This window comes from Vibrio sp. SALL6 (genome assembly GCF_002002385.1).
Classification (GTDB): Bacteria; Pseudomonadota; Gammaproteobacteria; order Enterobacterales; family Vibrionaceae; genus Vibrio; species Vibrio parahaemolyticus.
The window spans coordinates 46826-59547 of sequence record NZ_MQVK01000020.1; the positions used below are offsets into that span (position 1 = coordinate 46826).

Consider the following 12722-nt stretch of genomic DNA (forward strand, 5'->3'; position numbering starts at 1 on the left):
TGATAAACTTAATAATAAGCCAAACCGGCAAGGGTTTGGCTTATTGTTTGAGTTATTAGTGCTGCGGGTTGTCCGCTAGCCAGTTCGCCATCGCGACGAATTGTTGTAGCGTTAGGTTTTCTGGACGCATGCTTGGGTTTACACCTAGCTCTTCCAGAACTTCTGCGCTCAACAGAGATTTGTAGCAGTTACGCACGGTTTTACGGCGTTGGTTAAAGCCTTCACGACAAACGCGATCGAGTAAACGTAGATCTTTCGCTGGGCATGGTAGCTCTTCATAAGGTACTAGGCGAACAACAGCGGAGTCTACTTTCGGTGGCGGAACAAATGCGGTTGGTGGCACTTCTAGTACAGGTACAACTTTACAGTAGTACTGCGCCATTACCGTTAGACGACCGTAAGCTTTACTACCCGGGCCTGCTGCCAAGCGATTCACCACTTCTTTTTGAAGCATAAAGTGCATGTCTTGAATGTCTTTATGGAATTCAAACAGGTGGAACATCAAAGGTGTAGAGATGTTGTACGGCAAGTTACCGAAGATACGCAGCTTGTTGTTTGGCTTCACTAACTGAGTGAAGTCAAAGCGCATTGCGTCGCCTTCATGAATCGTTAGCTTGTCTGCCAAATCAGGGTGGTTACGTAAACGCTCGGCAAGGTCACGGTCCAGTTCAATAACGGTGAACTTATCTACTTCACGGCCAACGGGTTCTGTGATTGCACCAAGACCCGGGCCGATCTCAACCAGATTTTGACCTGGCTTTGGGTTAATTGCTGATACGATGCCATCAATAATGTATGGATCGTTCAGGAAGTTTTGACCAAAACGTTTACGCGCTTTGTGTCCTAAATGGACATCATTTCTCATTGTTTCTTCTCTACCAATTCTATCGCATGCGTGAGCGCTGTTCGGAAGCTCCCTGTATCCGCTTGACCTGTCCCTGCCAGTTCTAATGCAGTACCGTGATCTACCGAGGTTCTAATAAAAGGTAGACCAAGAGTAATGTTTACTGAACGCCCAAAGCCTTTGTATTTTAATACTGGCAATACTTGGTCGTGGTACATGCCTAAAACAGCATCTGCATCGTTTAAATATTTTTCATTGAAAATGGTATCTGCCGGCAGTGGGCCGATCAGCTTGATACCTTTTTCTTTTTGAATCTTTTCCAGTGTCGGAGTGATGGTTTCGATCTCTTCACGACCTAAACAGCCATCTTCACCTGCATGAGGATTAAGCCCGCAAACATAGATGTTTGGCTCTGCGATGGCAAATTTTTCTACGAGGTCTTTATGAAGAATATCGATGATCTTCTCTAGTCGCTCTTCGGTGACCGCTTTTGACACATACGCCAATGGAATATGTGTGGTAACCAATGCGACACGCAGTCCTTCTGTTGCCAACATCATCACCACTAACGGTGTATTTGATTTCTCGGCAAAGAATTCAGTATGACCACTGAATGCAACACCTGCGCGATTGATCACCCCCTTGTGAACAGGGCCGGTGACAATAGCATCAAATTCATCATTCATACAGCCCAAAGCGGCTCTTTCTAGCGTTTTTAATACGTAGTGGCCGTTGGCTTCATTAAGTTGACCAGCAATCGCGTTTTCCGAAATTTCAACGTGGTCAACGATAAGTGTGCCCGCTTTTTGCGCCTTAGGTGCTTCTTCAGGATTGTAATCAAAGAGTTGGACATCAATGCCAAGCATTTTGGCACGTTCCAGCAACATGTTTTTATCTGCGCAGACGACAATCTGGTGTGCCCAATCTTCTTTTGATAGAGCCAGCACTAAGTCAGGGCCGATGCCCGCAGGTTCCCCTGCGGTTACGACAATTCTGCGAATTGAATTAGTTGTCATTGTTGTCATCCACGATTTCAACAAACGCACTTGCACGCAGCTCTTGCATCCATGCGCCTGCTTCTTCATTAAACTTACGATTGAATAGAATGCGGTAAGCTTTATTCTTCATTGCTGAATCTGTGCGGTCGACTTGGCGTCGGTCTAACACTTCAACAATGTGCCAGCCATGAACCGTTTTGAATGGTTCACTGATTGAGCCAACTGGTAGCGTTTCAACTTGGTGTTTAAATTCAGGAACATAAAGATCCGGTGTTTGGTAACCAAGTTCACCATCTTGAGCCGCAGAGCCTGGGTCTTGGCTGTATTGTGAGGCCAATTGAGCAAAGGTCGCTTCGCCAGCTTTGATGCGACGAACGAATTCATTCAACTGCTTTTTAGCGCCTTCATCACTAAGAATCACGGTTGGTTTGATCAGAATATGGCGAGCGTTAACTTCCGTCACCGCAACGGTTTCTAGACCCTTCACATCTTCAATTTTTAGGATGTGGAAACCAACACCACTACGGAATGGACCAATGATGCTGCCTTTGTTCTGCATCTTGATTTGATCAGCAAAGATGGTTGGCATTTCTTCTTTACGCATCCAACCCCAATCACCACCTTGGAGAGCTTTCGGACCTTTAGAGTAGGTGTAAGCCATTTCGGTGAAGTCTGCGCCGTCGTTCAGTTTTTTAACCAGGGCTTTCGCTTGTGCTTCTACTTCTGATTTATCTTGACCGTCGGTGAAACGCAGTTGGATATGACCGATTTTGTATTGCACGGTTGCGTTGGTTTCTTTCGCTAGCTGGTCTGCAAGGCTATCAACTTCTGCTGGAAGGATATTGATTCGGCGACGAACTAGCGCATTACGAGCTTCTGACGCTGCAATTTCTTTACGGATTTGCTCGCGGAACTCTGGGTAGCTTAGGCCTTCTGCTTGCACTGATGCTGCCAGTTCTTCCACGCTTTGGTTATTGTTGCGTGCGATTTCTGCGATGGCTTGGTTTAGACGGTTATCGTCGATGCGTACACCAATACGGTCAGCTTCTTGGCCTTGCAGCGTATCGATGATCAGTTTTTCTACCACTTGCTCTTTGAGCACGCTTGCCGAAGGTAGACTTTTTCCGCTTTGACGAGCATTGGCTTGTAGGGTTTTCATCGCAGTATTGATGTCGCTTTGTAGAATGACACCGTCGTTAACGATGACAGCAACCTTATCAAGCTCTACCGGTGCTGCTACTGCTCCACAAGAGAGTAGGGTCGTGAATAAGATTGATTTCCAAATTTTCATTTAAAATTCCGTCAGTATTTTTTGAAGAAGCGTCTTATTTAGAGTAAGACGCTTAATTCGATTAATTGTTCAAATAGAATGGGCGACCGTATTTAATCGCGTTGTCGGAACCATCCAGTTCTTTGACTGCTGTACCGGTGCTTTGATTTGTCGCAAAGCCTTGAATACCGAAGTTAACACTAAAGTTGTTTTCGTATTCAGGAGAGGAGCCCGTACTGCCGATGGCTTGATTTTCCCAACCGAGTAATTGGTTAGAGTATGTCAAACCAATGTACCAACAATCAGATTGGTAACGCAGGCTTGCTAGCCATTCCATATCGGTATTTTCATTTAGGTCATAGTAGTACTGACCGCTTGCAGACCAGTTACGGTTGAACTCGTATGCCGCTACGATACCTGCTTGTGAAATACCTTTACGAGTAATAGTGTCGAGGTTTTCGAGAATGATCGTATCTTCGATGTATTCGCGAGTGACATAGCGGTAGTTACCTTGAATAAAGCCGCCGTTAAACTGATATTCCAACGTACTGTTGGCAAGCTGCATTGAGCTTAAGTCGATGTCGTACTGAACGCCACCGTGATAGAACAGGTAGTCGTTGTAGTTGAAATCAGCTTCAACTGCCCATGAAGAGTAGTTGGTTGTCTCGTCTGGAATGTTCGGGCTATTGCTGATTTTCGTCTTCTTATCGAAGTAGTAGATCTGACCAAACGACACGTTCAAACGTTCTTTGTAGTCATCATCAAAGAAGCGCGTACTTGCACCGTAGCTCAGCTGGTTAGCCGATGCGATCTTATCAATACCACTGTACTTACGACTGCGGAATAGACCGTAGTAGTCAGTTTGCAGCAGCGTTGTATCGTAGTTGTAGATGTTGGTTTGATCTTCTTCTGGTACGTAAAGGTACTGAAGCTGTGGTTCTAGCGTTTGTGTGTAGCCTTTGATCCAACTGGTGTCACGCTCTAAGTAAATCTGAGCATGGGTACGAAACTCAGGAATAACACGAGAAACTTGTTCATCAAGCTGGTTTTTCAAGTCCACGTCTGTCAAGCCAGTAAGGTCTTGAGAGTAGTAAGTGGAAAGTACGCGCGCTTCCGTTGTCCAAGTGGCCCAAGAGTTTGACAGCGGCATGGTTAGTCCCGGCTCTATGTGAACGCGAGTCGCATTTGGTCGAGCGGTATCACTAGTGTCAAAACGGCTGACTTGGCTTTTTACGTCGAAGTTAAGGTGATCACCCCACAACGGCGTGTAGTAGTTCAAATCTAATTGAGGAAGTAAACGATATGGACGGTTTTCTTCTTTCAAGAGGATTTGGAAATCTCGAACGGTTAAAGACGCATCCCAGAAATCTGAACGGTACTGCACATGTCCTTCTTGGACTAACTGACCGTCTTCACGGTTACCGATGTCAGAGTCCAAATCTAGGAAGTAATCAATGTCACTGACTTGTGAGTAATCAACTTTCACAATCCACTGTTTATTGATAATACCATCGTGCTTAACTTGGTAACCCCAGCGAGAATCATCTTGATATTTTTTATCGCTGTTGAGGTATTCGCCTTTCAGTTTACCTTCACCCCAGCCATCGGTTAGGTAACGGAAATCGGTGTCGAGTTTGGTGCCACGTTGCTGCATGTAGAGTGCAGTGAGTGTCATGTCGTATTGAGGTGCGATGTTCCAGTAAAATGGCACTTCCACTTCCATACCGTCACTAGAACCGTAAGAAAGAGAAGGGAATAGGAAACCGGTTTTACGCGTATTACCAATAGGCATAGTCATGTATGGCACGTAAAACACGGGCACATCCATGATCTCAAAACGAGGGTGGTGCAGCGTGGCGGTCTCTTCGTCTTGGTCTACGTCAATACCAGACGCAACCAAACGCCATGAATTATCGCCTTCAGGACATGATGTGATTGAGCCATCTTCTAGTTCATAGACAGACTGACCTGTACGCGCAATGTAAGCAGCAGTACCACGACCTTGTTGGCAAAGAAATTGGTATTCGGTGTTTTCAAGCGAGAAGGTATCTTGGTTGATGTCGTTGGTAACACGATCTGAGCGGGCTTTAACTTGTCCGTCATTGAAGGTCACGTTGCCTTCTGCCACCACCACGTTGTCTTGTTGGTGCAGGGTTACGCTATCTGCGGTGATTTTCTTCGGACCTTGCGTTACTTGGACGTTTCCAGAGTATTGTGCTTTGTCACCATTAATGGCTTGCAGGTTGTCCGCTTCTACCACTACTGGGGTATTAAGAGCGTCCTCCTCGCCACTTGTTTCGACCAAACATTGATCTGTGGCGGGCATTTCCTGCACACTATCATTTATATTCGCTTCAGCTTGAGTGGTGGGTACAAACAAGGCGGTGCTGATAGAGGCCGCTATAAATGTGCGGGAGAAATGTTGCATTGAATTGAACTTTCCTGTGTCACTACTACTCGATGGCTATAGGGCTTGTTGTACCCTAGCGTCATAGCCAAATGAATCAACTATAGTCGCAATTGTCCCAGCGTATTGATTTGCTATGGCATAATGACGACAAAAATAGCTGCAAAGATAAGCAGGCGAAATGGCCTAGCCGAAATAAAACTAATTCCATTATCATAAAGGAAATCGTTCCATCCGGCACTATAAGACCGTCGTCGTCGATAAAAATTCATTGATAGAGAACACATAATGCATATTTTTGGCAAAATTCTGGGTGCCTTTTTTGGCTTGTTACTGGGTGGTCCATTCGGTTTGCTGTTTGGTTTATTTATTGGTCACCAATTCGATAAAGCCCGACGTTTAAGTCAAGCTGGGTTCTCTACAGGTGGCTTTGGAAAAGGACCGAGTCAGGCTCAGCGTCAGGAAGAATTCTTTAAAGCGGCGTTTGCAGTAATGGGACACGTGGCAAAAGCCAAAGGGCAGGTCACTAAAGAAGAGATCCAACTTGCGACTGCCATGATGGCTCGTATGAATTTGCATGGCGAACAACGCCGTGCGGCGCAAGATGCGTTCCGCGAAGGGAAAGAGAGTGATTTCCCATTAGAAGATGTGCTGGTGCGTGTAAAAATCTCGACCGCTGGCCGTTTTGATTTGCTGCAATTCTTCCTTGAACTGCAAATTTCCGCTGCTTTTGCTGATGGAGCTATCCATCCAAGTGAACGTAATGTGTTGCACAAAATTGCTCGTGGTTTAGGTTTCTCATCTGAGCAACTAGAGCGTCGCCTGCAAATGCAAGAAGCGGCGTTCCGTTTCCAACATCAAGGTGGTTTCCATGGTCAGCAACAAGGCCAATACCAGTCGTCAGGTTGGCAGCAAGCCTCACAGGCGGATCAATTGGCCGATGCGTACAAAATTTTGGATGTGTCACCAGAGGCGGACGGTAAAACCGTTAAACGAGCTTACCGTAAGTTAATGAATGAGCATCACCCTGATAAATTGATGGCCAAAGGTTTACCGCCAGAAATGATGAACGTCGCAAAAGAAAAATCGCAAGAAATTCAAAACGCATACGATTTAATTAAAAAGGTAAAAGGCTTTAAGTAAGCCAAAATCTAACAAGCAAACTAGAAAGTAAAAAGGGCACTTGGTGCCCTTTTTTAGCTTTTGGGTTATCGGTGGCTAAAAGCATCTCAAGCTGAACAAGGATGGATAAATCAGTCGGCTTGGTTCAAGCTCCAATCGTAGTCGTACTTCACCCGACCTGAAAAATGGTTGTATTGTGGCGCGTACTTTCTGATGTGGTTAAACACCTCTTTCTCATCACCAAAATCAACGGCAAACCACTCATAAATTGAAGATATTTTCGCCGTGTCACCTTCAATAGAGACGCCTTTTTTGCTGTTGATAAAGGTCTTTGCGGCACTCTCTAACAAGGTTTGAGTATTCTCAGCGGTAAAAGCTTGAGTTTGAAGATTCGGGCAGCCTAGGCTTGCACAATTGACAGCGTAGTGCGTTCTTGGATCTTGCCAGATTGGTCGTAAAATTCGGTGCTCAATATCATTCAAGGTCAGGCTTTTTCCGTTAATGATGATGACATCTTGATCCCATGGGCCAAAGCTAAACAGCCCGCCTAACTTGGTGATCGACGTTATCGGGTAGTTATCCAAAATTAGGTCAACCGTCAACGCGTTGTACAGGTTCACCCAATATGCGTATTGCTCGGCTTGGCGGTGTTGCAATGGATTTAAACTAGCAAGACGTTGAATGTACTGCTTTAACTTTGTTTTATCGGCGACCGAGACTTGGTTGTAACGAAATAGAGTGTTGTCACCTCGGGTAACTAGATAGCTGTCGAGTAACTGTTGCCACTCCAGATGAGAGATTGAGGTTTGGTTGACCCCGTTGGACTGCTGCCAATAAGGCCATAAGTCGGCTTTTGGTGCGGCCAGAGCGGAAAAGGAGAGTAGGGCACACAGTAGCAATAAGAAACGCTTCATAGAGAGACCTTTAGTGAGACTTAATTGTTAGTGTAGACCCGTCTAGTTGTTGTTTTCTTTCTTTAATCTATGCATAAAAACAAAACAGGCTGACAATGGTCAGCCTGTTATTTGTCTATTCAAAGAAGCGTTTTAACGCAGGAAGCTTGGGATATTGGCTTCATACTCAGCGATTTTGTCTTCGTGCTGAAGCGTCAAACCGATGTTATCTAAGCCATTAAGCAGGCAGTGACGACGGAACTCGTCGATTTCAAAGTCATACTCCTTGCCGTTTGCGCGCACTTTTAGGGCTTCCAGATCTACTTCAATTTGCGCACCTTCATTGGCTTCAACGAATTGGAACAGTTCATCCACTTCTTGCTCAGTCAGACGAACCGGAACCATTTGGTTGTTGATGGAGTTGCCGTAGAAAATGTCCGCAAAACTAGGTGCGATCATCGCTTTAATGCCGTAATCAGCCAAAGCCCAAGGTGCGTGTTCACGAGATGAGCCACAGCCGAAGTTTTCACGCGCAAGTAGGATAGAAGCGCCTTGGTAACGTGGCGCATTCATTACAAACTCAGGGTTTGGTCGCTCGCCTGCATCATCAAGGAAGCGCCAGTCATGGAAAAGATGCTTACCGAAACCTAGGCGAGAAACTTTTTGTAAAAACTGCTTTGGAATAATGGCATCCGTGTCAACGTTGGCGGCATCTAGAGGCACAACCAAACCAGTATGTTGTTTAAAACCTGACATGATTGTTCTCCCTAATCCTGTTTATCAAAAGTTAATTCACGAATGTCAACAAAGTGACCCGCGATAGCTGCCGCGGCTGCCATTGCAGGGCTAACCAAGTGAGTGCGACCATCACGGCCCTGACGGCCTTCAAAGTTACGGTTTGATGTGGATGCACAACGCTCGTGAGGTCCCAAACGGTCATTGTTCATTGCTAAACACATTGAACAACCTGGTAGACGCCATTCAAAGCCCGCTTCTTTAAATATGACATCCAAGCCTTCGGCTTCTGCTTGTGCTTTCACCTGTTCTGAGCCCGGGACAATCAATGCTTGAACGTGCGATGCGACCTTACGGCCTTTCGCCACGACGGCGGCAGCGCGCATGTCTTCGATGCGAGAGTTCGTACAAGAGCCAACAAACACTTTATCTACTTGGTAGTCAGACAATGATTTACCTGCTTCTAGGCCCATGTAAGCCAATGCTTTTTCAGCAGACGCTTTTTCGATTGGATCAGTGAAGCTTTCTGGTGCTGGAATCGGTTGGTCAACGGCAATGACCTGACCTGGGTTTGTGCCCCAAGTTACTTGTGGTTTGATGTCAGCAGCATTTAGCGTTACTACGGCATCAAATTCGGCATCTGCGTCAGTTTTTAACGTCTTCCAGTACTCTACTGCAGCATCAAAATCTGCGCCTTGCGGTGAGAACTTACGACCTTTGATGTATTCAAACGTGGTTTCATCTGGTGCAATTAGGCCTGCTTTTGCGCCCAATTCAATGGCCATGTTACATACCGTCATGCGGCCTTCCATAGAAAGGTCAGTAATCGCTTCACCGCAGAATTCAACCACATAACCAGTACCGCCCGCAGCCGTTGTTTTGCCGATGATCGCTAGAACGATATCTTTCGCGGTAATACCCGGTGCGACTTTACCTTTCACTTCGATTTTCATTGTTTTCGCACGTGCTTGTTTTAGCGTTTGAGTCGCTAGTACGTGTTCAACTTCAGAGGTACCGATACCGAAAGCCAGTGAGCCAAATGCCCCGTGTGTTGCGGTATGAGAGTCACCACAAACGATGGTCATACCCGGTAGAGTAATGCCTAGCTCTGGGCCCATAACATGGACGATGCCCTGATATTTGTGGTTTAGGTCGTAAAGGGTAACACCGAACTCTTCGCAGTTTTTCGATAGCGTTTCCATTTGGATACGCGCCATCTCGCCAGAGGCGTTGATGTCTTTGGTTGTGGTCGAAACGTTGTGATCCATCGTGGCGAACGTTTTGCTAACCTGACGAACTTTACGACCTTTTTCACGCAAGCCATCAAAGGCTTGTGGAGAGGTCACTTCGTGTACCAAGTGACGATCAATATAAAGAATAGGGGTTTCCCCTTCTGCCGCGACGGCAACGTGTGCGTCGTAGACTTTTTCGTATAGTGTTTTGCCCATTGCTTCCTTTCCTCGTCGTCCTTGTCACCGCAACGGGATGATCCGCTGCGGTGATGGCAAACGACAGTTATATTTATAATGTCAGTCTGTTTATGAGTTCAAAATGTACTCAGCGATCTTGTCACCCATTTCTGATGTCGTCAGTGCAGGCTTGTCGCTTGCTAGGTCTGCGGTAAGCTCACCTGCCGAAAGTGCTTTAGATACTGCGGATTCGATATCTTGCGCCGCGGCTTCTTCGCCAAGGCTGTAACGCAGCATCAGTGCTGCAGAAAGGATCTGCGCAACTGGGTTAGCAATGTTTTTGCCTGCGATATCTGGTGCGCTGCCACCGGCAGGCTCGTATAGGCCGAACTTGCTTTCGTTAAGACTTGCTGAAGGCAACATGCCCATAGAGCCCGTGATCATTGCACACTCATCAGAGATGATGTCGCCAAAGATGTTTGAACATAACATGACGTCAAACTGGGCTGGGTCTTTGATTAACTGCATGGTCGCGTTGTCGATGTACATGTGAGACAACTCGACATCTGGGTAGTCTTTGGCAATCTCTTCCACAACTTCACGCCATAAGATAGAACTCTGCAGAACGTTTGCTTTGTCAATTGAGCACACTTTCTTGCGACGTAGACGAGCCGATTCAAACGCGATTTTTGCAATACGTTCGATTTCGTAGCGGTGGTACACCTCGGTATCAAACGCTTTTTCGTTAGCGCCTTCACCCTCACGGCCTTTCGGCTGGCCGAAGTAGATGCCACCAGTTAATTCGCGTACGACGACAATATCAAAGCCGCGACCTGAGATGTCTGCACGTAGCGGTGAGAAAGCTTCTAGACCAGCGTGGATTTGCGCTGGACGAAGGTTACAAAACAGTTGGAAGTGCTTACGTAGTGGCAGCAATGCACCGCGCTCTGGCTGGTCGTTTGGTGGCAAATGTTCCCACTTAGGGCCACCAACCGAACCAAATAGAACTGCGTCAGACTCTTCACACGCTGTTACCGTACTTTCTGGAAGTGGGCAACCATGATTATCGATAGCAATACCACCAACATCATGTTCTTCGCGCTCAAATGAGATGCCATGTTTTTGCTCGATAGCATTCAGAACTTTATGCGCTTGAGCCATCACTTCTGGGCCGATGCCGTCACCAGGAAGTACGGCGATTTTGTATGATTTGTCTGTCATGTTATTCCTTTAATCTTCTAATTTTTGAGCTTAATTATTTGAAATCGTGTTGTGTGTCTCTGAGCGATAAAGCTCAGCATGACTATACCGTAGCAATCTTTTTCTGCTTCATCTCGGCAATGGTGTCTGCGCGATGGATGCTGTTGATAACATGCAATAGTGCTTGACCAGAAGCTTCTACGATATCGGTTGAAACGCCCGTACCGTGGTATTTTCTACCTTTGTAGTTGGCAATGATGTCTGCTTGACCTAGACCATCCTCACCTTCACCTTTTGCGGTTAGATCGAATTTATCTAGTACGATCTCGTAACCTGTCACGCGGTAGATACATTGGTATAGCGCATCAACCGGACCATTGCCGACCGCCGCTTCACACATTTCCGCATCACCACATTGCATCTTGATGCTGGTGGTTGCCATCACGCTGCCCGATTGCACGCTTAGGTAATTCAACTTGTAGAAGTCATCTTCTTCACGCAAGTTGGAGAAGTGCATTAGTGCTTCCAAATCGTAATCAAACACTTGGCCTTTACGGTCGGCCAGTTTCAAGAAGTCGGCGTACAGTGCGTCTAGGTTGTACTCATCTTCTTTATAACCCATGGAATCCATGTGGCTCTTCACCGCTGCTCGGCCGCTACGACTGGTTAGGTTAAGCGCTTGGTTCTTAAGACCAATCGACTCAGGCGTCATGATCTCGTAAGTGTTCTTGTTCTTTAACATGCCGTCTTGGTGGATACCTGAAGAATGGCTGAATGCATTGGCACCCACGACCGCTTTGTTGCTTTGGATCGGCATGTTGCACAGTTGACTCACCAACTTGCTAGTACGATGGATTTCTTCGTGCTTGATCCCCGTGCTTACGCCCAGAAGCTCTTGACGTGTCTTGATGATCATCGCAATTTCTTCTAGTGAGCAGTTACCCGCACGCTCGCCGATACCATTGATGGTGCCTTCAATTTGGCGAGCACCGGCTTGTACTGCTGCAATTGAGTTTGCGACCGACATGCCCAAGTCATCATGACAGTGCACTGAAATGATGGCCTTGTCGATGTTCGGCACGCGGTTGAAAAGCGTTTGGATGATGCCACCGAACTCGCTTGGCACTGTGTAGCCAACGGTATCGGGAATGTTGATGGTACTTGCGCCAGCATCAATTGCGGCTTCAACCATGCGACATAGATTGTCGATTGGCGTACGGCCTGCGTCTTCACAAGAAAATTCGACATCATCGGTATAGTTACGCGCGTGTTTAACGGCGTTGACCGCCATTTCAAGTACGTCATCGTAACTGCGGCGTAGCTTGTCTTGAACGTGAATCGTGGAAGTGGCTAGAAAAGTGTGGATACGGAATTGGTCAGCAACTTTTAGCGCTTCAGCTGCGGCATCGATGTCTTTCGCAACGGCACGCGAAAGGGCACAAACTCGGCTATTTTTGATGTGTTTTGCAATAGTTTGTACGGACTCGAAATCGCCAGGGGAAGAGATAGGAAAACCGGCTTCGATAACATCAACGCCCAGCCTTTCAAGCGCATAGGCAATCTGCAGTTTTTCTTTAACCGTCAAGCTTGCTGACAACGCTTGCTCGCCATCACGCAAGGTGGTGTCGAATATAATGACCTGATCGTTCATGTTTGCTTCCTTCCTGATTTCTGCACTTTCGTGCAAGTTAATCGTTTACTTCCAGTATTTAGATATAAAAAAACCCGCATTTTCATGCGGGTTTCTAAGAAATTGGTGTGGTTATTTTTCTTCCACAGCCTACCCGCGCGAACTGGTCACGATCAGGAGGAGGCTAAGCAGGATAGAAAAATGAGCTGACATA

The 12722-nt window shown here is 46.5% G+C and carries 10 protein-coding genes; 1 reads left to right on the plus strand and 9 read right to left on the minus strand.

The annotated features are described in order from the left end of the window. Positions 1 to 55 precede the first annotated feature (55 nt). From rsmA to lptD, 4 genes are all read right to left on the minus strand, one after another. Complete coding sequence (gene rsmA, locus BIW15_RS12255) at positions 56 to 865, minus strand: 16S rRNA (adenine(1518)-N(6)/adenine(1519)-N(6))-dimethyltransferase RsmA (protein ID WP_005459622.1); 810 nt, start codon at positions 863 to 865, stop codon at positions 56 to 58. Further along, positions 862 to 1860, minus strand: coding sequence for a 4-hydroxythreonine-4-phosphate dehydrogenase PdxA (gene pdxA / locus BIW15_RS12260; protein WP_005488414.1), 999 nt, complete (start codon positions 1858 to 1860; stop codon positions 862 to 864). Before pdxA ends, rsmA begins: the two co-directional genes overlap by 4 nt. After that, a complete protein-coding gene (surA, locus tag BIW15_RS12265; protein ID WP_005459625.1) occupies positions 1850 to 3133 on the minus strand; it encodes a peptidylprolyl isomerase SurA in 1284 nt (427 codons plus the stop codon). Before surA ends, pdxA begins: the two co-directional genes overlap by 11 nt. A 61-nt stretch (positions 3134 to 3194) precedes the next feature. Then, positions 3195 to 5540 (minus strand): LPS assembly protein LptD, encoded by a 2346-nt coding sequence (gene lptD / locus BIW15_RS12270; protein WP_005459627.1) that lies wholly within the window; start codon positions 5538 to 5540, stop codon positions 3195 to 3197. A gap of 267 nt (positions 5541 to 5807) precedes the next feature. Here lptD and djlA point away from each other — a divergent pair, with 267 nt between their 5' ends. After that, a complete protein-coding gene (gene djlA / locus BIW15_RS12275; RefSeq protein ID WP_077281115.1) occupies positions 5808 to 6662 on the plus strand; it encodes a co-chaperone DjlA in 855 nt (284 codons plus the stop codon). Between the two features lie 110 nt (positions 6663 to 6772). Here the strand turns inward: djlA and BIW15_RS12280 are convergent, their stop codons facing one another. The 5 genes from BIW15_RS12280 to leuA all read right to left on the minus strand — a co-directional run bounded on the left by BIW15_RS12280 (position 6773) and on the right by leuA (position 12529). Continuing rightward, positions 6773 to 7555, minus strand: coding sequence for a DUF547 domain-containing protein (locus BIW15_RS12280; protein ID WP_077281116.1), 783 nt, complete (start codon positions 7553 to 7555; stop codon positions 6773 to 6775). Positions 7556 to 7687: 132 nt separating this feature from the next. Then, a complete protein-coding gene (leuD, locus tag BIW15_RS12285) occupies positions 7688 to 8290 on the minus strand; it encodes a 3-isopropylmalate dehydratase small subunit (RefSeq protein ID WP_005480538.1) in 603 nt (200 codons plus the stop codon). An 11-nt stretch (positions 8291 to 8301) separates the two neighbouring features. Continuing rightward, positions 8302 to 9717, minus strand: a complete 1416-nt coding sequence (leuC, locus tag BIW15_RS12290) for a 3-isopropylmalate dehydratase large subunit (RefSeq protein WP_005459505.1) — start codon at positions 9715 to 9717, stop codon at positions 8302 to 8304. 90 nt (positions 9718 to 9807) lie between these two features. Then, on the minus strand, positions 9808 to 10899 hold the full coding sequence (gene leuB, locus BIW15_RS12295) for a 3-isopropylmalate dehydrogenase (RefSeq protein ID WP_015296196.1): 1092 nt from the start codon (positions 10897 to 10899) through the stop codon (positions 9808 to 9810). 82 nt (positions 10900 to 10981) lie between these two features. Further along, on the minus strand, positions 10982 to 12529 hold the full coding sequence (gene leuA / locus BIW15_RS12300) for a 2-isopropylmalate synthase (RefSeq protein ID WP_005459507.1): 1548 nt from the start codon (positions 12527 to 12529) through the stop codon (positions 10982 to 10984). Positions 12530 to 12722 lie beyond the last annotated feature (193 nt).